This window comes from Pseudomonas koreensis, assembly GCF_036668835.1.
GTDB lineage: Bacteria > Pseudomonadota > Gammaproteobacteria > Pseudomonadales > Pseudomonadaceae > Aquipseudomonas > Aquipseudomonas koreensis_I.
Genome location: NZ_JAZEVW010000008.1, coordinates 23,075 through 45,082 on the forward strand (window position 1 = coordinate 23,075; position 22,008 = coordinate 45,082).

At 61.3% G+C, this 22,008-nt stretch carries 19 protein-coding genes; 10 read left to right on the top strand and 9 right to left on the bottom strand.

Annotation, left to right across the window (positions count from 1 at the left end; genetic code table 11):
* The first annotated feature begins 79 nt into the window (after window positions 1-79).
* The 3 genes from V6F91_RS20860 to V6F91_RS20870 all read left to right on the top strand — a co-directional run bounded on the left by V6F91_RS20860 (window position 80) and on the right by V6F91_RS20870 (window position 2,639).
* The gene (locus V6F91_RS20860) at window positions 80-544 is read left to right on the top strand and encodes a multidrug transporter (protein ID WP_130910246.1); all 465 of its coding nucleotides are present in this window, start codon (window positions 80-82) and stop codon (window positions 542-544) included.
* 36 nt (window positions 545-580) lie between these two features.
* Window positions 581-1,405: an SDR family oxidoreductase gene (locus V6F91_RS20865; RefSeq protein ID WP_332767753.1), complete on the top strand. Its 825-nt coding sequence runs from the start codon at window positions 581-583 to the stop codon at window positions 1,403-1,405.
* A gap of 235 nt (window positions 1,406-1,640) precedes the next feature.
* Window positions 1,641-2,639 carry a sel1 repeat family protein gene (locus V6F91_RS20870; protein WP_332767755.1) on the top strand — a complete coding sequence of 333 codons (999 nt, stop codon included), beginning with the start codon at window positions 1,641-1,643 and terminating at the stop codon, window positions 2,637-2,639.
* Between the two features lie 124 nt (window positions 2,640-2,763).
* On the opposite strand, the gene V6F91_RS20875 is transcribed toward V6F91_RS20870, so the two are convergent.
* From V6F91_RS20875 to V6F91_RS20890, 4 genes are all read right to left on the bottom strand, one after another.
* Entirely contained in the window at window positions 2,764-3,627 is an 864-nt protein-coding gene (locus tag V6F91_RS20875; RefSeq protein WP_332767757.1) for an HlyD family secretion protein, read from the bottom strand.
* Window positions 3,628-3,637: 10 nt separating this feature from the next.
* The gene (locus V6F91_RS20880; protein WP_041479478.1) at window positions 3,638-3,838 is read right to left on the bottom strand and encodes a DUF1656 domain-containing protein; all 201 of its coding nucleotides are present in this window, start codon (window positions 3,836-3,838) and stop codon (window positions 3,638-3,640) included.
* Window positions 3,828-6,020 carry an FUSC family protein gene (locus V6F91_RS20885; RefSeq protein WP_332767761.1) on the bottom strand — a complete coding sequence of 731 codons (2,193 nt, stop codon included), beginning with the start codon at window positions 6,018-6,020 and terminating at the stop codon, window positions 3,828-3,830. Before V6F91_RS20885 ends, V6F91_RS20880 begins: the two co-directional genes overlap by 11 nt.
* A 141-nt stretch (window positions 6,021-6,161) precedes the next feature.
* Window positions 6,162-7,661, bottom strand: coding sequence for an efflux transporter outer membrane subunit (locus V6F91_RS20890; protein ID WP_332767763.1), 1,500 nt, complete (start codon window positions 7,659-7,661; stop codon window positions 6,162-6,164).
* Between the two features lie 261 nt (window positions 7,662-7,922).
* Between V6F91_RS20890 and V6F91_RS20895 the strand changes: the two genes are divergently transcribed.
* The 3 genes from V6F91_RS20895 to V6F91_RS20905 all read left to right on the top strand — a co-directional run bounded on the left by V6F91_RS20895 (window position 7,923) and on the right by V6F91_RS20905 (window position 11,211).
* Complete coding sequence (locus V6F91_RS20895) at window positions 7,923-8,891, top strand: LysR family transcriptional regulator (RefSeq protein ID WP_090281850.1); 969 nt, start codon at window positions 7,923-7,925, stop codon at window positions 8,889-8,891.
* Window positions 8,892-9,578: 687 nt separating this feature from the next.
* The gene (locus V6F91_RS20900; protein WP_332767766.1) at window positions 9,579-10,553 is read left to right on the top strand and encodes a D-glycerate dehydrogenase; all 975 of its coding nucleotides are present in this window, start codon (window positions 9,579-9,581) and stop codon (window positions 10,551-10,553) included.
* Between the two features lie 148 nt (window positions 10,554-10,701).
* Complete coding sequence (locus V6F91_RS20905) at window positions 10,702-11,211, top strand: DUF2165 domain-containing protein (protein ID WP_332767768.1); 510 nt, start codon at window positions 10,702-10,704, stop codon at window positions 11,209-11,211.
* 18 nt (window positions 11,212-11,229) lie between these two features.
* On the opposite strand, the gene V6F91_RS20910 is transcribed toward V6F91_RS20905, so the two are convergent.
* Complete coding sequence (locus V6F91_RS20910; protein WP_332768107.1) at window positions 11,230-12,081, bottom strand: DMT family transporter; 852 nt, start codon at window positions 12,079-12,081, stop codon at window positions 11,230-11,232.
* 190 nt (window positions 12,082-12,271) lie between these two features.
* Between V6F91_RS20910 and V6F91_RS20915 the strand changes: the two genes are divergently transcribed.
* The gene (locus V6F91_RS20915) at window positions 12,272-13,147 is read left to right on the top strand and encodes an AraC family transcriptional regulator (protein ID WP_332767770.1); all 876 of its coding nucleotides are present in this window, start codon (window positions 12,272-12,274) and stop codon (window positions 13,145-13,147) included.
* Between the two features lie 199 nt (window positions 13,148-13,346).
* Here V6F91_RS20915 and V6F91_RS20920 read toward each other — a convergent pair whose 3' ends face one another.
* The 4 genes from V6F91_RS20920 to V6F91_RS20935 all read right to left on the bottom strand — a co-directional run bounded on the left by V6F91_RS20920 (window position 13,347) and on the right by V6F91_RS20935 (window position 17,895).
* Window positions 13,347-15,776: a TonB-dependent receptor gene (locus tag V6F91_RS20920; protein WP_332767772.1), complete on the bottom strand. Its 2,430-nt coding sequence runs from the start codon at window positions 15,774-15,776 to the stop codon at window positions 13,347-13,349.
* A gap of 206 nt (window positions 15,777-15,982) precedes the next feature.
* Window positions 15,983-16,972 carry a FecR family protein gene (locus tag V6F91_RS20925; protein WP_332767774.1) on the bottom strand — a complete coding sequence of 330 codons (990 nt, stop codon included), beginning with the start codon at window positions 16,970-16,972 and terminating at the stop codon, window positions 15,983-15,985.
* Window positions 16,969-17,535 carry an RNA polymerase sigma factor gene (locus V6F91_RS20930; protein ID WP_332767775.1) on the bottom strand — a complete coding sequence of 189 codons (567 nt, stop codon included), beginning with the start codon at window positions 17,533-17,535 and terminating at the stop codon, window positions 16,969-16,971. Before V6F91_RS20930 ends, V6F91_RS20925 begins: the two co-directional genes overlap by 4 nt.
* A gap of 54 nt (window positions 17,536-17,589) precedes the next feature.
* Window positions 17,590-17,895, bottom strand: a complete 306-nt coding sequence (locus tag V6F91_RS20935) for a DUF3649 domain-containing protein (protein WP_332767777.1) — start codon at window positions 17,893-17,895, stop codon at window positions 17,590-17,592.
* Window positions 17,896-18,080: 185 nt separating this feature from the next.
* On the opposite strand from V6F91_RS20935, the gene V6F91_RS20940 reads away from it, so the two are divergent.
* The 3 genes from V6F91_RS20940 to fecA all read left to right on the top strand — a co-directional run bounded on the left by V6F91_RS20940 (window position 18,081) and on the right by fecA (window position 21,921).
* Complete coding sequence (locus V6F91_RS20940) at window positions 18,081-18,569, top strand: sigma-70 family RNA polymerase sigma factor (protein ID WP_332767779.1); 489 nt, start codon at window positions 18,081-18,083, stop codon at window positions 18,567-18,569.
* Window positions 18,566-19,498, top strand: coding sequence for a DUF4880 domain-containing protein (locus V6F91_RS20945; protein WP_332767781.1), 933 nt, complete (start codon window positions 18,566-18,568; stop codon window positions 19,496-19,498). The genes V6F91_RS20940 and V6F91_RS20945 overlap by 4 nt, the downstream gene beginning before the upstream one ends.
* Window positions 19,499-19,587: 89 nt before the next feature.
* Window positions 19,588-21,921 carry a TonB-dependent Fe(3+) dicitrate receptor FecA gene (gene fecA, locus V6F91_RS20950; protein WP_332767783.1) on the top strand — a complete coding sequence of 778 codons (2,334 nt, stop codon included), beginning with the start codon at window positions 19,588-19,590 and terminating at the stop codon, window positions 21,919-21,921.
* Window positions 21,922-22,008 lie beyond the last annotated feature (87 nt).

Below are 22,008 nucleotides of genomic sequence, written 5' to 3' on the forward strand. Positions count from 1 at the left end.
GGCTCAAGTCCCGATGCCCATCGCCAACCTCACCTACGCTTAGGTAGGATGCCTCTCTGTCTCTACGAGGTTATCCGACATGTTCATCGGCATCCTGCTGGTCATCACCTGGCTGATCCTGCTGCTGCGCTACCCGGCCAAGGCCTTGCCGGTGTCGGTGGCCGCTGCCATCGGCCTCGGCTTCGTAGCCATGTGGGTGGTGTGGCTGGACAACCGCGAGGTCAAACAGCTGGCGCGCCTGGAATTGCGCATCGCTTATGCTCCCGAACAATGCCCGGCCGACCGTCCGCTGCAATTGAAAATGAACAACGGCAACGATGTGCCGCTGACCGAGCTGCGCTGGCGCATCGCTGCCTATGCGCCGGGCGATACGGTCAATCTGGCCGACAATCAATACACCGCCCCACGCTATCGCGGCCCCGGCGAACTGCAGGCCGGCGCGACCTGGGAAGACTGCCTGCCGCTGCCGCCACTGCGCCCCGGCTATCGCCCGCAAACCCTGGAGTTTCGCGCCGAGCATTTGCAGGGTAGTTTCTCTGACTGATCCCCTCCCCCGACTTTTTTGCACAAGGAATGCGCCATGCCCGTTGCGTTGATTACCGGTTGTTCCAGCGGCATCGGCCGCGCCCTCGCCGATGCGTTCAAAGCAGCCGGCTACGAAGTGTGGGCCAGTGCGCGCAAGGCTGAAGACGTCGCTGCGCTCAGCGCTGCCGGTTTCACCGCGATTCAGCTGGACGTCAACGATGGCGCCGCGCTGGAGCAACTCGCCGAGCGCCTGAACCAGCAACACGGCGGCCTCGATGTGTTGATCAACAACGCCGGCTACGGCGCGATGGGGCCGCTGCTCGATGGCGGTGTCGCGGCCATGCAGCGCCAGTTCGAAACCAATGTGTTTTCGATTGTCGGTGTCACCCGCGCGCTGTTCCCGGTACTGCGCCGGGCCAAGGGGCTGGTGGTGAATATCGGCAGTGTTTCCGGCGTGCTGGTCACACCATTTGCCGGCGCCTACTGCGCTTCGAAAGCGGCGGTGCATGCGCTGAGTGATGCGCTGCGCATGGAACTGGCGCCGTTCGGTATCCGCGTAATGGAGGTTCAGCCCGGCGCCATCGAATCGAGCTTCGCGAAGAATGCCGAGCACGAAGCGGAACAGTTGATCAATGAGCAATCGCCGTGGTTTCCCCTGCGTGAAGGCATTCGCGCACGGGCCAAGGCATCGCAGGACAAGCCGACACCGGCCAATGAGTTTGCCGCCGAGTTGCTCAAGGCTGTGCAGCAGAGCAAACCGCCACGCTTGCTCCGCATCGGCAATGGCAGCCGCGCGTTGCCGTTGTTGGCGACGTTGATGCCCAGGGGTTTGCTGGAATCGACGTTGATGAAGCGGTTCGGGTTGCGTGGAAATCTTTGATTACAACCGATCAAATTGCCAAGCGGATCAGTACACGTAGAATGCGCGTCACTTGAAGCCTCCAATGCTTGAAGTAATCCCAATAGCGCAAGGAGTCGCTCGGGCAAGCATCGAAGCAAGGGAATTGCTGATCCTCTCCTCTCGCGACTGTTCCCGCCCGGAACAGTCGCTGCTTTGTTGACCTGCCTGACACGAGCCCTGCATACACGCTTCAACTCAGATCAGGAAACAGCTTTTGAAACTCCTCCACGTATTGCCACTGGCACTGCTCACCTTGCTGGCTGGCTGCGCAATCAAAGAACCTTCCCTCAATGACACACTGCCCAAACTGACCCTGCAAAACGTGCTACCGGTCGTTGCCGCCAACGAGCACTGCAATGCGCAGATGGACAGCGACATTCTGTACGGCGTGGGCTACCAGCTATACGAAAACGGCGAGTACAAGGATGCCAAAACCTGCATGGTCATGGCCGCCCCAAAGCACACCCGCGCGTTCTGCTACCTGTCGATGACTACCCGTTACGACAGCACCCTGAGCGCCGACCAACGTAACACTGAAGCCTTCAACTACATGGCTTATGCGGCGATGCAGAACGACTGGTGCGCTGAGTACGGTATGTACGAGAGCTACAAATTCGGCACAGTCGGGGCCAAGAAAGATGTGGCGCTCGCCACTCGTTGGCTCGAGCGCTCCTCGCTGCACGGATATGCCGAATCCCAGCAGATATTGATCGAGCAATATGAGGAGCAGGGCAATCTGAGCGCCGCCTACGCCTGGACCAGAATCATGGCCAATGCCGAAGACACCGCGGCTGGCGATGACCTGAAGGCCAAGATGAACGCCGCTCAGATCGCAGAAGGCGACAAGCTCTACAGCGAGCTCCTGACCCAGGTCACCAGCAAGAAAGCATTGATCGAAGAAGCGCGTGAAGAAGACGTCGGACGATACTCCGCCGATATCTATCAGAACTATCCGGATACCTTCAAAGGAATGTCGTCAGTCGAGCGTTACGACTATGTGAAGCGAACCATGCTGACGGCTATCAAACAGCCGTTCACCAAAAGCCGTGGCGACGTAATGAGCTACATCGTGATCAATCGCGCCGCTCAGCTGAAATTACCTGACGCGAACATCGCGAATGACAAGCGAATCGTCTCGCTGATGGAAGATCAAGAGCTGTCGGTCGACGAAACCATCGAATCCGGATTACGGGTGGTCAGCAAGTTCTACTGATACATACCCAGCTGTGGCGAGGGAGCTTGTTCCCGCCGGGCGGCGCGGCGGCCCGCAAAAGGTGAGCGCTGCGCACTCAAGCGGGAGCAAGCGCCCCTCGCCACACCACCCTTGTTGATACTCGCTATTTGATGTCGTCCTGCTTTACGACGACCGTGCAAGTAATTCCCGCCGCCAGCAACACGCCCTCCGGCACCTCATCAATGTGGATTCGGACCGGCACCCGCTGGGCCAGGCGCACCCAGTTGAACGTCGGGTTCACATCGGCAATCAGCTCACGACTTTCCGGGTTGTCGCGATCGTAGATGCCGCGAGAAACACTCTCCACATGGCCCTTGAGCACTTCACCGCTCATCAGCTGCATGTCGGCCTTATCGCCGACTTTCACATGCGGCAGTTTGGTCTCCTCGAAAAAGCCGTAAACCCAGAACGAGTTCATGTCGACCACGGCCATTTTCGCCTCGCCGATGCGCGCGTAGTCGCCGCGATGCACATTGAGGTTGGTCACGTAGCCGTCCACCGCCGCACGCACTTCGGTGCGTTTGAGGTTGAGTTCGGCGGCTTCCAGTTGCGCCTGGGCGTGTTGGTAATCGGCCAGCGCGGCGTCGGCGATGTTGCTGGCGTCGTCGCGATTTTCTTTGGAGATCACCAGGTTGTCGAGGTCGGCGCGGCGGTGGGCATTGACCTTGCGCATTTCCCACGTCGACTTGCGCGCTGCGACCAGCGACTGCGCCTGTTTGACCGCGATACGGTAATGCTCGGGGTCGATGCGCATCAGCAGATCGCCCTTCTTCACCAACTGATTGTCACGCACCGGCACCTCGACCACTTCGCCGGTGACGTCGGCGGCAACGTTGATAATGTCAGCGCGGACGCGGCCGTCGCGGGTCCACGGCGTGTTCATGTAGTGCTGCCACAAAGTGCGGCCGATCCACAGCGCCAGGGCCAGCACCAGCAGGGTTGCGAGCAGGCTGAAAAACTTTTTCATCGATACGTTCTCAACGGTAGACAGTCAGCGCCATCGCGCCGAACAGACAGGTGAACAGGCTCAGACGCAGCAGCGCCGGGTGCCAGAAAAAACGGTACAGGTCGAACCCCGAGAGGAAGCGGTCCAGCGCCCAGGCCAGTCCCGCAGCAACAAAAAACATCAGGGTCATGGTCGGCATGTACACGCCATGGAAGGCGATTTCACGAGGCATGGGCGAGTCCTTCGGGGCTGACGATGGCGTATTCAGCGAGCGGTGATTGCGGGTCGAGCAGCGAGGTGCGGATGAAGTGCAAATAGCTCTTCACCCGACGCAGCGCTGAGGTATCGAAATGCGGCGCGAACGGCTCGTCGGTGGCCGCGACGCGACTGATCGCATGATCGACGGCGACCAGCGCACGCTCCAGATTGCTCGAACCGGGTTGCAGAAACAGCCGCACCAGCGCCCGGCCCATCACGCGGATCGCCTGACGCCATGGCTGCGATTCGGCATAGGCCGGATGCACCGGCAGAATTGCCTGTTCCTTGCGCAACTCGATGATCGCGTGACCGACTTCCAGCACTACGAACATCCAGCGCAGCAGATTTTTCTGCACCTTCGGCTGGCCGGCGGCGAGGCCATAGGCCTGATGCAGCAGATCGCGGGTGCGGCTCTCGAAACTCGAGGCCAGGCCTTTGAGTTTGCCGCTGATCGCATAGACCACTTGCCCGCGCAGATCCTGCTCCAGCCGTTGCCACAACCAGCGACTGTTCGGCGGCAGAATAATCGCCCCCGCCGCCGCGCAGACGAGCATGCCCATGACCATGGCGATGTAGTCGTTGATGAAGGTGTAGGGGTTGTAGAGGGTCAGGTTGTCCGGCACTGACCCGGTGCTGAAAAAGATCAACAAACCGAGGCCGACCCCGGCGTATTGCGGCCGCGAAGCGAGGAACGAGCCGAGCACGATCACCGGGGCGAGCATCACGCAAAGCAAGGGGAAACCATCGATCCATGGGAAGATGAAAAACATCTCGACGAAGCCGATCAAGGCACCGAGAAACGTCCCGCAGGCCATCTGGAATGCCATGCGTTTGGGGTTCGGCGTCGCTGCGGACAAGCCCACGGTGGCGGCGGCGATAAGGCTCATGGTCGCCCCGCTCGGCCATGCGGTGGCGACCCAGTAACTGCCCAGCACAATGAGGATGAACGAGGCACGAATCCCCGACGCGGCCGCCGCCCACCAGTTGGTTTGCGGAGTGAACGGCTCGTCCCAGCGCTCGCGTTCGTGGCGGTGTTCGGCGAGCGAGGCATGGGTCAGGGCGTAGCCGTGCAAGTCGTCGACGAAGCGATAAAGCAATTCGTAAGCGGTGTGGAAATCCAGCTGCTCGGCCTCGCTCGGCGCGGTCTCCTGAAACAGCCCGCGCAGGGTCCGCACGCGTGCCGGCAAACCGTCCTTGTAGATCGCCAGCGCTGTTGTCAGACGTGCGGCGTCGGGGCTGGTCAGGGCGCGGCCGCTGAAGCCGTCGAGCACTTCGGCAAGGTCCTGCAGACCCGGTTTGATCGCCGCGACGACATGTTCCTCGCCATTGCCCCGCAGGCGTTCGAGCAACTGGTGCAAGGCGTTGAAGCGCGTGGTGATGCCCATGAATTCGCTGTTCAAACGGCTCAGCCGACCATTGCGCCGACGCATGTGCGGGTCTTCGAACACGGTCACACTGCGCAGCCCTTCCAGGCCCACGGCTTCGGCAATGAAGCGCACGTTGCTGGCCTCGAACGCTTCGGCTTTGCTGCGCCCGCGCAAGCCGTCGGTGGCGAACAGCGCGAACACGCCGAAGCGCTGATACAGGGCGTTGCGCATGGCCGCGCTGGCGGTCTGGGGCAGGATCGCCGCGCTGATCAGAGTGGCGCAGAGAATCCCCAACGAGATCTCCAGCACGCGCCACACCGCCGCCATGAACGCGCCGTCCGGGTGCGCCAGCGCCGGCAGACCGACCATCGCCGCCGTATAACCGGCGAGGACAAAACCATACGCGCGAAAGTTGCGGCAACGCGCGGCACCCGCCGAGCAGATGCCCACCCAGATCGCCAGGCTGGCGAGGAACAGTTCGGTGTTCTGCGCAAATAAAGCGATCAGCGTGACCATCATCGCCGACCCGGCCAACGTGCCGAGAAAGCGATAAAAACTCTTGGCGAACACCTGACCGCTCTGCGGCTGCATGACAATGAACACGGTGATCATCGCCGTGCGCGGTTGCGGCAATTCCAGGCGCATCGCCAGCCACAAGGTCAGGAATGCAGCGATCAACACTTTGAAAATGTAGACCCAGGTCACGCCGTCGCTGCGCGCCCAGTCATAGAAACCGCGGCGCCATTCCAGGGTGTAGAGCCAGCGTATGGGTGCGGGTAAGGGAGTCATTCAGATGTGCTCAATGAGATTCGGTCTGGTCGCAGAACCTGTGGGAGCGAGCCTGCTCGCGAATGCGTTTTCATACTCAGCATTGACGTCGACTGATACACCGCTTTCGCGAGCAGGCTCGCTCCCACATTGGTCATGGGTTCACTTCAGGAGTGCCGGGGTTATCGGCGCCTGGGTTTGCTCGGCACTCGGCACATCACTGCCGGCACCGAGGCCACCGCCCAACGCCGTCACCAGCTCGGCATGCGCACTCAACCGCGCCGCCTGCACTTGCTGCTGCACCTGTTGCTGTTTGAACAGCAGCGTCTGCGCGTTGAGCACGTTGAGGTAATCGGTGAGGCCGCGCTGATAAGCGATCATCGCGATGTCGTAAGTTTTCTGGGCCGTGGCCACCGACTCGGCGGCGAAGCCTTGCTGCTTGTCCATCGACTCGCGGCGGATCAACTGGTCGGAGATGTTTTTCAGCGCGTTGATCAGCGTCTGGTTGTAGTGCGCCACGGCGATGTCGTAACCGGCCGAGGCCTCGCCCAACTCGGCACGCAATCGCCCACCATCGAAAATCGGCAACGAGATCGCCGGGCCGACGTTGTAGTTGAGTTTCTTGCCAGTCAGAAACTCCAGCGCGCCGCCACCGGTGGCCATGTAGCCGAGGCTGCCGACCAGATCGACGTTGGGGTAAAAACCGCCATGAGCGACATCGATGCCGCGCGCCTGCGCCGCCACTTGCCAGCGACTGGCGACCACATCGGGACGCTGACCGAGCAGCTCCGCAGGCAACGCCGAAGGCAATTTCAACGCCGCACCGAGGGCCAGCGTCGGCCGCTGCAACTGCGCCCCCGCCCCTGGTCCCTGGCCGGCGAGCGCGGCGATCTGGTTGCGGCTCAGGGCGATTTCTTCATCCAGCGCATCGAGTTGGCGATGAGTTTCCGGCAGCGGCGTTTCAGCCTGGCTGACTTCGAAGTGCGTGCCGATCCCACCATTGAGACGTTTCTGCGCCAGGTCGAGAATCTGCTGTTGCTGCGCCAGCGTCGCCGCGACGATGTCACGCTGGGCATAATGCAGCGACAGCTCTATGTAGGCGCGCACGATATTGCTCTGCAATTCCAGCTGCGCCAGCCGCGCCTCGGCGACGCTCATGTGTGCCAGATCCACGGCGCGCTCACTGGCATTGCTTTCCCGGCCCCAGAGATCGAGCGCATAGCTGAAACCCAGCGCGGCGTTGTTGTCCCAGGTCGTCGTGTTGGCCAGCTCGCCGGGGCCGTAAAACTGATCGGTCGGCCAGTTGTGCCGTTTGAGCGTCGACTCGCCATTGATCTGCAACGACTCGGCCGCCTCGGCGACACCGGCCAGCGCCCTGGCCTGGCGCACCCGCGCGGCGGCCATGGCCATCGTCGGGCTGCCTTGCACCGCGAGGTCGATCCAGTGGTTGAGTTGCGGGTCGCCGTACACTTGCCACCATTGCGCGCTGGGCCAATTGGCGTCACGGGCGGCGTGGGCGATGGCCTCGTCGGCAGCCAGCGAATTGGCCGCCAATGCCTCGCTGTGCGGGGCGATTCCTTGCGTTGAGATGCAGCCGCCAAGACCCAGGGTAAAAGCCAGAACACTGAGCGGCAAAAGCGCTCTGTTGATGCGACGCGGCACAGCTGCGAATTCCTGAAAAGGGGATAAACCGGGACTTTGCGGGGGCGAGTCTGTTCGCCAAATCAGCGCCTCTGTTCGGGCTGAACAACCGGCCTGTGCGCCTCGACTCCCACAACGGCGCAATTCTAGGGGGGCGCCATTACGGCGATAAGCTGGGTTTTCTGTGAATCTTTGTTACGGTTAACGCGATAATCCTTAAGTCTGGGGTCTCAGCCCCTGAAACTTCGTGTCACAATTTGCCATCTCCCTTGAGAGCACCCCATGGACACCTTGCAAAACATGCGCGCCTTCAGTTGCGTCGCCGAAGCCGGCAGCTTCACCGCCGCCGCCGTGCAACTCGACACCACCACCGCCAACGTCTCGCGCGCGGTCTCCAACCTCGAAGCCCACCTGCAAACCCGCCTGCTCAATCGCACCACGCGGCGCATCGCCCTCACCGAGGCAGGCAAGCGCTACCTGCTGCGCTGCGAGCAGATCCTCGCCTACGTCGAGGAAGCCGAGGCCGAAGCCAGCGACGCCCACGCCCGCCCCGCCGGACAGTTGAAAGTGCACACCATGACCGGCATCGGCCAGCACTTCGTCATCGACGCCATCGCCCGCTATCGCAAGACCCACCCGGACGTGACTTTCGACCTGACCATGGCCAACCGCGTGCCGGACCTGCTCGACGAAGGCTACGACGTGTCCATCGTGCTCGCCAGCGAACTGCCGGACTCAGGTTTCGTCTCGCAACGGCTGGGCATCACCTACAGCATCGTCTGCGCCTCGCCGGCCTACGTGAAAGCCAACGGCGCCGCGCAAAAACCCAGCGACCTGCTCAACCACGCCTGCCTGCGTCTGGTCAGCCCGGTGATACCCCTTGAAAAATGGGCCTTCGACGGCCCGGACGGCCAGGAAATGGTCACCATCAACAGCTCGCCGTTTCTGGTGAACTCCGCCGACGCCATGAAAACCGCGATCATCAGCGGCATGGGCGTGGGCGTATTGCCGGTGTACGCCGCCATCGAAGGCCTGCGCAACGGCACGCTGGTGCGGGTGATGCCGAACTACCGCTCGCAAGAGCTCAACCTGTACGCGATCTACCCGTCGCGGCAGTATCTGGATGCGAAGATCAAGACGTGGGTCGAATATCTGCGCGGATCGTTGCCGGAGATATTGGCGGCGCATCAGGCGGAACTGGCGGCGTATGAATTGAGCGGGAGCCTGGCCGGGGCACGGGTTGCGAACTGATTTTTAAACTTACGCGTTTGTAGGGAGTGAGGACCGTTCGTGGTGGATGCGAGAGCTGCGCCGACGTCGGATGAGAATCAAAAGCCCCTCACCCTAGCCCTCTCCCGGAGGGAGAGGGGACTGATCGCGTTGTTCAGGCAAGGTACGCAGACCTGAAATACCGAGCCGAACTCAGGATTTGAACAGCTCATCAATCTGGCTCCCTCTCCCTCGGGAGAGGGCTGGGGTGAGGGGCAAACCCACCACAAATCCAAAGCCAACCCCCCGCTTCTCACCACTCAACAATGAGCGCCAGCTCGAGTGCTTTTGATCTTGCGTCACCAGCGACATCGGAAGGCTGAGCGCAGGGATTGATCCGGGCGTGGGAGCAGAGCGACCGTACGACGAAGTCGTACACAGCGGAAGTAGGTGCAGCGAAGCAAACCGTAGCCGCTGCGCCCGGATCGATCCCGGAGCGAAGGGACCCGAGCCTGCGAGGGCCGGACGCAGGAGCAAAGCCTTTTGGTTCCTTTTTGGCGTCTGAAAAAGGGACTCGCCGTAAGGGCGAAACCGCCAGCCGCCACACCCGCAGCAACGGATATACACGCCAAACCAACCAGAGCCCGGCCGGCCCAGAGGCCGCCAAGACAACCCAGCCCAGAAAATGTTAGCGTGCTTTCAATCAAGCCGCACGACGAGCCCCGAGCAATGAAAAAAACAGTCCTGGCCTTCAGCCGCATCACCCCGCCCATGGTCGAACGCCTGCAACAGGAGTTCGACGTCATCGTCCCCAACCCAAAGACCGGTGACATCAACGCGCAATTCAACGAAGCCCTGCCCCACGCCCACGGCCTGATCGGCGTCGGCCGCAAACTCGGCCAGGCACAACTCGAAAGCGCGACAAAACTTGAAGTGGTCTCCAGCGTCTCCGTCGGCTACGACAACTACGACCTCGACTACTTCAACCAACGCGGGATCATGCTCACCAACACCCCCGACGTGCTCACCGAAAGCACCGCCGACCTCGCCTTTGCCCTGATCATGAGCAGCGCCCGCCGCGTCGCCGAACTCGACGCCTGGACCAAGGCCGGCCAATGGCAAGCCAGCGTCGGCGCGCCCCTGTTCGGTTGCGACGTCCACGGCAAAACCCTGGGCATCGTCGGCATGGGCAACATCGGCGCCGCCGTGGCCCGCCGTGGCCGTTTCGGCTTCAACATGCCGATCATCTACAGCGGCAACAGTCGCAAGACCGAACTGGAACAGGAACTCGGCGCGCAATTTCGCAGCCTCGAGCAACTGCTCGCCGAAGCCGACTTCATCTGCCTGGTGGTGCCGCTCAGCGACAAGACCCGCCACCTCATCAGCCATCGCGAACTGGCGCTGATGAAACCGAGCGCCATCCTCGTCAACATCTCGCGCGGCCCGGTTGTCGACGAACCGGCACTGATCGAAGCCCTGCAAAACCAGCGCATCCGTGGCGCCGGGCTGGACGTCTACGAAAAGGAACCGCTGGCCGAGTCGCCACTGTTCCAACTGAGTAACGCCGTGACCCTGCCACACATCGGCTCGGCCACCACCGAAACCCGTGAAGCCATGGCCCATCGCGCACTGGCCAACCTGCGCAGCGCCCTGCTCGGCGAACGTCCGCAGGATCTGGTCAACCCGCAAGTCTGGCGCGGCTGAAAAACAACGGGCAAGTGCACACATCTGCATTTGCCCGTTAGTTACATATACACAACTTGCAATCGAACCACGACCAAACTTCCACAGCCGCACTATAAGCTCTCCGCATCCGTCTATCTAAAGACATATGCTATGGAGAGCCCACACCTTGAACACGCTGACCACCGAAAAACTGATCCGTTACAGCAAAGTAATCCTGATGGCCTATATCAGCTTCTTTGGACTGCTGGTAATGATTCACAACTTCACCGACTACGAATCAAACTACACTTACGTGGCGCATATACTGAGCATGGATACCACCACCGCCAGCGAGAATCTCAAGTATCGAGCCATTGACTCGCCTATAGTCCACCACCGGATCTACTGGTTCATCATAACGATGGAAGTCACCTATACCGTGCTCTGCCTGATAGGCACCTATCAGTTGTATCGGCATATCAACTCCTCCGCCGAGATTTTCCATGAAGCGAAGAAGTTTTCAATCATGGGTATTCTGGCGGCCATTTTCATTTACTACGTTTGCCTGCAAACCGTGGGCGTCGAATGGTTCGACATGGACACTTCGCAATCGTGGAATGCCAAGGATTGGGCCCGGCATATTGTCGATTTCATTTTTCCGGTGATGATTTACATCACCTTGAAAGTCGAGCACTGAAGTTCAGCGCTCGATTATTCAAGCCAGCTTTCGCTGCGCGGAGACTGGCACTGTTTTCGACTTACGAAACACCAGCACGTTGCCCAGCATCACCAGAACCAGACCGATCAATGCCGGTGCCGTCCATTGATAACCTTCGGCAAACGCCGAGACGTTCAATGCCACCACCGGAAACAGCACCGTGCAGTACGCCGCGCGCTCCGGGCCCATGCGTCCGACCAGTGTCAGGTAGGCAGTGAAACCGATCACCGAACCCGGAATCACCAGATACAGCAGCGCGCCGACGTAACGCGAACTCCAATCCATGTCGAACGGGATGCCTTTGACCAGGCACCACAGCGTCAGCATGGCTGCGCCATACGCCATGCCCCAGGCATTGGTAGTCAGCGGTCTGAGGCCGGCCTTCTGTTGCAGACTCGACAGCATGTTGCCCGCCGAAAAACACAAGGTCCCACACAGCGCCAGACCAAGCCCCAGCAGGGTTTGTGGACTGGCCTGATGCCCTGCCAGTTCCGGCCAGAACAACAGGCCCAGGCCGAACAAACCGAGCCCGCCGCCCATCAGCACATTGCGTGCGATACGCTGGCCGAAAAACACCCGCGCGTTGAGGGCATTCCACAGCGTCGCCGTGGAAAACACCACTGCCACCAGCCCGCTGGGAATCCACTGGCTGGCGGTGAGGAAACACATGAAATTGACGCAAAACAGGCACAGCCCCTGCGCCACACAAATCAGATGCCCGCGACGATTCATCGGCTGCAGACGACGGCTGAGCAGCAATAGCGCAAACAGCACCAGCGCGGCGAGGCCGAAGCGGTAGGCGATCGACACCGGTATCTCCACAACGCCCAATTGCCATTTCAAGGCAATCTACGTGGTACCCCAGATCAGTACGGTCAACAAATACAACGACAGGTTCATGGTGCACTCTCCTCGACAGGCCCTGAGTGTCGGTCTGGCGCCGCTGTGCACGCTTGCAGATTCTTGCGCTTTTCTCGGTTAACGGGCTGGCAGCCTGGCGTCTACGGAGTAGCATGCAAGGCGTCGGAGAAAATCGCCCATGGCCGCAATCGATACCCTGCAAGTCTTTCAAGAGCTCAACAGCTCGCCGAACGCCCGCCTGGTGCACAGCGCCGAGCTTGGCGACGGCTTGTCCGCCGCGGTATGGACCAATCACCACGACGCCCGGGAATATTCAGCGCCGGGCCACCACACCCTGTCCTGCTACATCGCCGGCGGCACCGGCACATTTCGTCGCGGCCAACCGCAGCGAAAGGGTGCACCGGACAAGCTGTGCATTCTGCCGGCCGAACATGAGTCGGGCTGGGTGGTCAACGGCGACATTCGCCTGGCGCACCTGTATTTCAGCGCCGAACAATTCGCCCTCGGTTGCGTGACGTTGCTCGATCGCGAACCGCGCGAAATGCAGCTGCGCGAGCATACCTTCCTCGAAGACCCGCAACAGGCACAGCGCTTTCGCCAATTGCTGGCGCTGAACTGGGACGAACCCGCTGAGCGCTTGCTGACCAGTAGCCTCGCCCACGAGTTGATCAGCCACACTTTGCTCCGCCAGGTCGGTGCGCGGCAGGGCTTGCGCTTGAAGGGCGGACTGGCGGCGCATCAACGCCGACAACTGGTGGCGTACATCGACAGTCAACTGGCGGAGCCGATCAGCCTCGGGCAACTGGCCGGATTGTGTGCGCTGTCGGAATACCATTTCGCGCGGATGTTCCGGGCGAGTTTCGGTTTGCCACCGCATCAATATGTGCTGGCGCGACGCCTGGATCGGGCGCGGCAGATGTTGCGCGGGACCCTGCTGCCGCTGGGTGAGATTGCGCTGGCGTGCGGATTTGCCAGTGCGAGTCATTTCACCAATCGGTTTCGCCAGGTACTGGGTGGGACGCCGGGGGAATATCGGCAGGCGTTTTTGCGTTGAGCCTGTTTCCCTCACCCCAGCCCTCTCCCGGAGGGAGAGGGAGCCGACCGCGGTGTCTCAGATTCTCCGCCGACCTGACAGAACCAGTCGATTATGGATACAGCACATAAATCTCAGGCCGAAGTACCTTTCGAATAACACACGGTCAGTCCCCTCTCCCTCCGGGAGAGGGCTAGGGTGAGGGGCTTTTGATCTTGCCTTAAAACTCCAAAGTGCTCGACAACGAAATCTGCCGCGCATCCCCCATCGACACAAAGAACCGGCTCGCCGAGGACGTGTAATACGTGCGGTCAAACAGGTTCTTCACGTTCAGCTGAAACTTGACCTTCTGCCCTTCAACCCTCGTGTCGTAAGTCGCAAATGCATCAGCCACGGTGTAGCTCGGCAGATCAAAATCATTCACCGCGTTCCCCGCGCGCTCACCGACGTAACGCGCGCCCGCGCCGATGCGCAACTGGTCGCCGCCCAGCACGCTGCCGAAATCGTACACCGCTGACAACGAACCGGAATTTTTCGCCACGTTTTGCAGGCGCTTGCCTTTGTAGTCCGGGTCTTCGGTGACTTCGGCATCGGTGTAGGCATAGCTGCCGATCATGCTCCAGCGGTCACTGAGCTGTCCGCTCAAATCCACTTCGAGGCCGCGCGAACGCACTTCACCGGCGGCGCTGTAGATCGTCGTCGGGCCTTCGGCATTGGCCACCAGTACGTTACGTTTCTTGATGTCGAACAACGCGACGTTGCCGGTGATGCGCCCCGGCAGATCCAGACGCGCGCCCAGCTCCCACGACTTGGCTTCTTCCGGCGCAATGCTGCCGTCGAGCACAGTGCTGCTGCCGCTCAGCGGGGCGATGGTCGAGTTGGGTTTGAACGATTCGGTGTAGCTGCCATAGAACGACAAGGCGTCGGTGTAGCGATACACGAGCCCTGCGCGCGGCACCCATTTCTGCCCATTGCTGTCGGTGTTGGCCTTGAAGGGCACGCCTTTGCCGGCGTACTGGTCGTACTCCTGAAAGCGTCCGCCAGCGACCAGAATCCACTGCTCGTTGAGGTGAATCGAGTCCTGCAGGAACAGCGAGTCGCTGCGCAGCTTATCGGTCTGCGCGCTGTCGGGCGCACTCACCGTAGTGCCCATCACTTCGCGGCCATAGACCGGATTGAGATAGCTGAAAGTGGTCAGGCTTTTCTGCCGGATCAGATCCTCGCGATAGATCTTGCGGTACTCATCGTCAACGCCAAACACCAAATCATGCTGCATGCCCAGCACGTTGACCTTGCCCTCGAGACTGGCGGTGGTGAAACGGTCGGTGCTGATCGCGTTCTGGGTGCCGTCCATGCTGCGGGTCAGCGTGCCTTTGTTGGTGTCGATCGCGGTTACCCGTACCTGACTGGCGTCATAGGTCTCGCGGTTCCAGCTGTAGCCGAAATGAGCTTTCCAATCGTCGTTGAGTTGGTGATCGGCCTCGAAATGATAAAGATCCGAGCGCCCTTCCATGTTGTTGAACGGCTCGTCCAGACGCTGTTTACGGGAGATGTCCAGCGGGTGATTGGTACGCGGATCGATCAGCGTGCCACGGTCGAACGGGGTAAGAAATTCGCGGTGCTCGTAGGCGAACAGCAACTGGGTGTTTTCGCCGAACCATGCCAGCGACGGCGCGATCAAGGTTTCGCGGTGCGTGCCGAAGTTGCGCCAGTAATCCTCGTCCTCGTGATCCACCACCATCCGATAGGCCAGCCCGGACTCACCCAGTGCGCCGGTACTGTCGAAGCTGCCGCCGCTGCCATTCTTGCCTTCGCCATAGGTCGAGCCGCGCACCGTCAGCGCGTTGTAGGGCGTGAGTTCCGGTTTCTTGCTGACCAGGTTGACGACGCCGCCCGGGTCTTGAATGCCATAGAGCAACGAGGCCGGGCCCTTGAGCACCTCGACGCGTTCGACCGTGGCATTCATCCCCCGGCCCTGCACGATCGGCATGCCGTCGCGCATGATCGAGCCGTTGCGGTTGTCGCCAAAACCGCGGGTCATCACCGAGTCCTGAGTGCTGCCCAAAGTGTTGCCCTGGGTGATGCCGCTGACATTGGCCAGCGCATCGTCAAGATTGCGCGGCGCCTGATCGCGGATCACCTGGGCCGGGATGACATTGACGGTCTGCGGGACTTCCTGCAATGACGCCGAGGAACGCATCACTGAACTGGTTTCCGGTGGCTGATAGCTGGTTGAGTCGTCACGCGTCGAAGTGATCGTGGTGGCGCCGAGGTTCAGCGCGCCTTCGGTTGGCTTGGGCTCAAGCACCAGCGTGTGGCTGTCGGTGCGGCGCAAGTTCAGGCCGGAGCCGCTGAGCAAGCGTTGCAGTGCCTGTTCGGCGCTCATCTGGCCGTTGACCGCCGGCGCCGTCAGCCCGTACGGGGCTTCGTCGGTGTAGACCACGCTTTGCCCGGTGACACGGCTGAAGTCGCTCAAGGCTTGCGGCAGGGGTTTGGCGGTCAGAGAAAAACTGTACTGCTTTTGCGCTTGGCTGCTGAGCGTTTCAGCGGCCAATGCGACGCTGACCGGCAACAACGCCAGTGCCGAAAAACTCAACGCCGACCTGCCCAACCACTGTTTGACCGAACCCGATTTTGCCCTGGACTTCATGACTCAATGACCTGTGTAGAACCGCAACGGATGCGAATGACTCGCAGTTTCAGTCACTACACGGATGGGGTCTGGGTTTACCTCACTCATAATCTGAAATTATTTTTGCGCTGACTGATCCGGCGCCATCGCGAGCAGGCTCACTCCTACATCTGGAATGCGTTTCCCCTGTAGGAGTGAGCCTGCTCGCGATGGCGTCAGACGGCTCAACGCAAAATAATCAGATGCCCCAACACCCGATGCTGCTCAAACCCCAACACCCCCTGCAACGAATTGAGCACCGCCTGCGGATCCTTGCTGGGAAAGCTGCCACTGACCTTGCGCGCCGCCAGCTCATCGTTGAGCAACACGATCCTGCCCGGGTAATAGCGGCGCAAATCCTCGACCACCTCGGCCAGCGTCGATTTGTAGTAAGTCAGCCAACCCTGACGCCAGGCCAGTTGCGCTTCGCTGTCGACACCATGAAGCTTTTGCGCCGCACCTTCGCCATAAGCCACCTGCTGTCCGGCAGCGAGAATCTGCTGCTCGCCATCGCGGCTCGCCGTCACCCCCACCCTTCCTGACAGCACCGTGACCTGCGCGCCATGGGGCTGCAAGCGCACTTCGAATTGCGTGCCGAGCACCCGCGCCTCGCCGTTTTCGGCCGCAACGACAAACGGCGCGCCGGTGTGGCTGACGCTGAAGAATCCGGCACCACGACGCAGCTGTACATGGCGCTCGCCGTGGCTGAAATCGACAGCAATTGCGCTGTCGGCATCCAGTGTCACTTGCGATTGATCGGCCAGCGTCACCGTGCGGATCTCGCCGGGTGCCGAGACAAAATCGGCGCCCAGATCATCGAGCCAGCGCTGCGCTTGCCATCCCGTGCCGAGGCTGACCATCAGCAGCAGACACGCCGCCATGGCCAGCCCCCCGGACCAGCGCAAAACCGGCGAACGTCGCGGACGGTCCATGGCGTCGATATACCCTTGCAACGCCAACGCCTCTTCATCGGCCAGGGTTTGTGCCGGGCCTTCGCTCAGCTCCCACAGCACCTGCGCCTGGGCATACGCCTCGGCGTGGGCCGGGTCGGCGCGCAGCCACTGGCTGAAGGTCAGTTGATCGCCGGCGCTGGGCCGATCATGCAGCAGGCTCAGCCAGGCCAGAGCGGCCTGTTCCTGAGCGGGCGTCGGAACGATGTTATCGGCAGGGTTCACGGTGCTTTCCCTGGCAGACGTGGCGCGGGGTCGCGCAGGCTGGCCTTGCAGGCCTCAAGGGCGCGCATCATATGTTTTTCCACAGCACTTTGGGACAGGCCCATGGCTCTGGCGATGTCTGCGTATTTGCGCCCGTGGATGCGGTTGAGCAGGAAAATCTGCCGGGTGCGCTCGGGCAACGCGCGCAACGCCGCCTCGACATGGCGCAGGTCATTGCCGGCTTCGAGCGCAGCTTGCGGCTCGCTGCCGTGGCTGTGTGGCTCGTCCGGTTGCCAGCCTTCGTTGACGCGCGCACGCGTGCCTTCACTGCGCAGGTGGTCGATGGCAATGTTGCCGGCGCAACGCAACAGGTAGGTGCTGAGCTCTTCGACCTGCACCAGCGGCCGTCGCCAAAAACGCAAAAACAGATCCTGCACCAGATCCGCTGCCGTCGCGCGGCAACCGACACGACGCTTCACCAGCGCTTCCATTTGCGAGCGCTGCGACAGAAACACCTGGAGAAAATACGCGCGCGCGCCATGCGGCTCGTCGTCACGCGACTCCGGTGGCAGATCAATCAACATGTCAGCGCTGCGCCCCCGCTCGCGGCCAGGCCATCACCTGCTGCAAAACGTGTTTCATGCCAGTCCCAAGCCGCGCGCTGCGCCGGAAACAGTCGCCAGAATCACGCTCGGCACCAGCAAGCCGACCCACGCCGACCACGCCGTACGACAGGCAATGCACCAAAGCACCGCGACCAGATAGACCAGAAACGAAACGGCCATGCCGGTCACCAGCGCGTCGGCGCGGCCCAGCGGTAACCACTGCGCCAGTGTCACGCTGGCCAACGCGGCAACGAGATAGCCACCGAACACCGCCGCCAATACCCGTGAGGTGACGGCCAGGCGACAGGACATGGGCAGTGTGGCGAATTTGCCTTTCATGTTTCGACCCTGAAACGAAAAACGTCCGGCTGACGAGCCGGATCAAGCCAGCGATATTAATGATAAATATTCTCATACGCAAAAGCTTCTGATTGCCGAGCGATGCGCTCGCACCCTACAATGCGAACCGTTCTTGTTCTCTAACGCACGTTCTCGACGCCTTCTTTGCGTCCGGAGTCATTCCGTTGTCGTCCGCCCATCCTGTCGAATCGCTTTATCAGGCTCATCACAGCTGGCTCACCGGCTGGTTGCGACGCAAGCTCGGCTGCCCGGACAGCGCGGCGGACCTGGCCCAGGACACCTTCATCAAAGTGCTGACTGCGCGCGAGCCGCCGCTGATCATCGAGCCGCGCGCGTTCCTGACCACCCTCGCCAAACGCGTGCTGTTCAATCATTACCGTCGCCAGGACCTCGAGCGCGCCTACCTCGAAACGCTGGCGCAGATGCCGGAGCTCGTCGCGCCATCGGAAGAACACAAAGCGATCATCCTGCAGACCTTGATCGAGCTGGACGAATTGCTCGACGGCCTGCCGCGTGCGGTCAAACGCGCCTTTTTGCTGGCGCAGGTCGATGGCCTGACGTATCCACAGATCGCCGCAGAACTCGGCATCTCCGTGGCCACAGTCAAACGGCACCTGCACAAAGCGGCGCTGCGCTGCTATTTCGCGCTATGAACCGCGCGCCGGATTTTTCCGCGCAAGTGGCCGAGCAAGCCGTGCACTGGCTGCTGGAAATGCAGCAAGGCAGCCTCAGCCCGCGTCAGCAACAGGCCTGGCAGCAATGGCTGGACGCGCACAGCGAACATCGCCGCGCCTGGGAACACATGCAGCGGGTCAATCAGCGCTTGCGCGGTGTGGCGTCGCCGCTGGCGCATGCGGCGCTGAATGGGCCGAAGTCCGCTAGCCGTCGGCAGGCGCTGAAACTGCTGCTGATTCTGGGCGCCGGTTCGGCCATGACCTGGGGCCTGCGCGAGCACACGCCGCTGCCGTCGTTGCTCGCCGATTACCGCACGCCGCTCGGGCAGCGGCGCAAGGTGTCGCTGGGTGGCGACGATCTGTTGCAGCTCAATACCGCGAGCGCCGTCGATGTCGATGGCGCGCAGCGCCTGATTCATTTGCTCGAAGGCGAAATGCTCCTGAGCGCTGCAAACTCGTTTGCAATCCGCACGGCGCAAGGTGTTCTGAACGCTCAAGGCGCGCGCCTCAATGTGCGTCAGTTTGCCGACTGCACGCACATTGCCCTGTTTGCCGGGCGCGTCGAACTGACCGTCAATCAACGCGCGCCCGTGCTGCTGCCTGTCGCGGGCCAGCTGAGTTTCACCGCGAGTTCCATCAGCGACACCAAACCGCTGGATGCCAACAGCGGCGCCTGGACTGACGGCATGCTGGTCGCCGCACACATGCGTCTGGGCGACTTCCTCGATGAGCTGGGCCGCTACCGTCGCGGTCAGCTGCATTGCGATAAAAACGTCGCCGATCTGCTGATCTCCGGGACTTATCCACTGGACGACAGTGAGCGGATTCTCGACCTGCTGCAAATCAGTCTGCCGGTCAAAGTCCGGCGTTTCACCCGCTACTGGGTGAGCGTCGAAGCGCGGGTTTGAAGCACCTGAAAAATAAATGAGCCGTTTTTCAGATCTGGCGTGACAGAGAAGGAAAGCCCCTTGATTCAACCTTCTCAGGATCATCCGCCATGCACCCCACCCGCCTCACACCCTTGACGCGCACTTTGCGCAACGTCGTCCTTGGCGCCAGCCTGAGCTTCAGCGCCCTGCCCGCGGCGCTGGCCGCTGATGCCAAGGCTTATCACATTGCGCCGTCGTCACTGGAAAGCGCGCTCAATCAATTCGGCCGTGAAGCCGGAGTGCTGATCTCTTTTGGTTCGCAAGTCACCGGTGGCTTGCAAAGCCGTGGCCTGGAAGGCAACTACACCACCGAGCAAGGTCTCGATGCCTTGCTCGAAGGCACCGGCCTGCAAGCACGCGCCGAGGGCGACAACGCCTTCAGCCTGCAACCGCTGGCAGACGCGGCGCTGGAGCTGGACACCTCGAAAGTCGTCGGCGACTGGCTTGGCGCTGCTGCGCAGATCAACGTGTTCGAACATCCCGGTGCTCGCGACGTGATCCGCCGCGAAGAATTTGAACGCCAGGGGGCCACACAGGCACGCGACGTGCTCAACCGCATCCCCGGCGTCAACGCCCCGGAAAACAACGGCACCGGCAGCCATGACATGGCGCTGAACTTCGGCATCCGCGGTTTGAATCCGCGTCTGGCCGCGCGCTCGACCGTGCTGATGGACGGCATACCGGTGCCGTTCGCGCCCTACGGCCAACCCCAGTTATCGTTCGCGCCGATCAGCATGGGCAATATGGACGCAGTAGACGTGGTGCGCGGCGGTGGCGCGGTGCGCTACGGCCCGCAGAACGTCGGCGGCGTGGTCAACTTCGTGACCCGGGCGATTCCCGATGAGCCGACCGTGAAAGGCGGTTTCCAGACTGAAACCAGCCCTTCGTCGAGCCACGACGGCTTCAAGACCAGTGCCAACCTGTTGGCCGGTGGCACCAACGCCAATGGCCTGGGCGGCGCGTTGCTGTACTCCGGCACTCGCGGCGGCGACTGGCGCGAACACAGCGACACTGAAATCGACGACCTGATTCTCAAAGGCAAATACCAGCTCGACGAGGCCAACAGCTTCAATGCCATGGCCCAGTATTACGAAGGCAAGGCCGACATGCCTGGTGGTTTGAACGTCGCCGATTACGACGCCGATCCGTACCAGTCGACGCGACCGAAAGACCAGTTCTGGGGCCGCCGCACGATGTTCAATGTCGGCTATCGCTATCAGGAAGATCGCCGCGAATTCACTGCCAACACCTTCTTCACCAAAACCCTGCGCAGCGGTTATCTGGACCAGGGCACGTTCCTTTCGCTGTCGCCGCGCGAGTATTGGGTGCGCGGTCTGGAAACGCGTTTCGCCCAAGGCTTCGACCTCGGCCCGACCAGCCATGAAGTCGGCGTCGGCTACCGCTACATCAACGAAGCCGGCCACGAACTGCGCTATCGCACGCCAATCGCGAGCAATGAATACCCCACCACCAACAGCCGCAACGACCGCGATACCCGTGGCGGAACCGAGGCCAATGCGTTCTTCGTCGACGATCGCATCGATATCGGCAAGTGGACCATCACCCCCGGCGTGCGCTACGAAATGATCGAGTCGCAGCAGACCAACAACCTGACCAACGTCAAATACAAGGGCGACTACAACACTGCGCTGCCGGCGCTGAATGTGCTTTATCACCTGAACGACAGCTGGAATCTCTACGCCAACACCGAAGGCTCGTTCGGCAGCGTGCAATACAGCCAGATGCCCAACCGTGTCACCAGCGGTGAAGTAAAACCGGAAAAGGCACGCACCTGGGAAGTCGGTACGCGCTATGACAACGGCGCGTTGCGTGCGGAGATTGGCGCGTTCCTGATCAACTTCGACAACCAGTACGAAAGCAACCAGACCAACGACTCGGTGATCGCCCGCGGTGAAACGCGCCATCAGGGCATCGAGACCAGCATCAACTACGCACTCGACGACTTGAATCCGGCGCTGGCCGGTTTCGATGTTTACGCCTCGTACGCCTATGTGGACGCGACCATCCGTGAGGACGGCCCGAACAAGGGCAACCGGGTGCCGTTCTCCTCGAAGCACAAAGGCACGCTGGGCGTCGGCTACACCGAGGGGCCATGGAAGCTCAATCTGGACAGCACCTTCCAGAGCGACCAGTTCGCCGACAACGCCAACACCGTGAAGGAAAGCGCCGATGGCAGCACCGGCAAGATCCCCGGCTACATGCTGTTCAGCAGCCGTGCCGGGTATGACTTCGGCCCGCAGTTGTCCGATCTGAATGTGGCGATGGGGGTGAAGAACATTTTCAACACGCAGTACTTCACGCGCTCGTTCGATGACAACAACAAGGGCAAGTACGTGGGGGAGCCGCGGACCGTTTATGTGCAGACCTCTATAGCGTTTTAACGCCCAAGAGCCCCTCACCCTACCCCTCTCCCGGAGGGAGAGGGGACTGACCGAGTTGTTTTCAACGAGTTGCGCAGGCTGGGATAT

Bases quoted from the DNA above. Each gene is read 5' to 3' on its own strand.
- V6F91_RS20860 (WP_130910246.1), top strand. From the start codon at position 80: ATGTTCATCGGCATCCTGCTGGTCATCACCTGGCTGATCCTGCTGCTG.
- V6F91_RS20865 (WP_332767753.1), top strand. From the start codon at position 581: ATGCCCGTTGCGTTGATTACCGGTTGTTCCAGCGGCATCGGCCGCGCC.
- V6F91_RS20875 (WP_332767757.1), bottom strand. From the start codon at position 3,627: ATGAAAAAGTTTTTCAGCCTGCTCGCAACCCTGCTGGTGCTGGCCCTG.
- V6F91_RS20880 (WP_041479478.1), bottom strand. From the start codon at position 3,838: ATGCCTCGTGAAATCGCCTTCCATGGCGTGTACATGCCGACCATGACC.
- V6F91_RS20885 (WP_332767761.1), bottom strand. From the start codon at position 6,020: ATGACTCCCTTACCCGCACCCATACGCTGGCTCTACACCCTGGAATGG.
- V6F91_RS20895 (WP_090281850.1), top strand. From the start codon at position 7,923: ATGGACACCTTGCAAAACATGCGCGCCTTCAGTTGCGTCGCCGAAGCC.
- V6F91_RS20900 (WP_332767766.1), top strand. From the start codon at position 9,579: ATGAAAAAAACAGTCCTGGCCTTCAGCCGCATCACCCCGCCCATGGTC.
- V6F91_RS20915 (WP_332767770.1), top strand. From the start codon at position 12,272: ATGGCCGCAATCGATACCCTGCAAGTCTTTCAAGAGCTCAACAGCTCG.
- V6F91_RS20920 (WP_332767772.1), bottom strand. From the start codon at position 15,776: ATGAAGTCCAGGGCAAAATCGGGTTCGGTCAAACAGTGGTTGGGCAGG.
- V6F91_RS20930 (WP_332767775.1), bottom strand. From the start codon at position 17,535: ATGTTGATTGATCTGCCACCGGAGTCGCGTGACGACGAGCCGCATGGC.
- V6F91_RS20935 (WP_332767777.1), bottom strand. From the start codon at position 17,895: ATGAAAGGCAAATTCGCCACACTGCCCATGTCCTGTCGCCTGGCCGTC.
- V6F91_RS20945 (WP_332767781.1), top strand. From the start codon at position 18,566: ATGAACCGCGCGCCGGATTTTTCCGCGCAAGTGGCCGAGCAAGCCGTG.
- fecA (WP_332767783.1), top strand. From the start codon at position 19,588: ATGCACCCCACCCGCCTCACACCCTTGACGCGCACTTTGCGCAACGTC.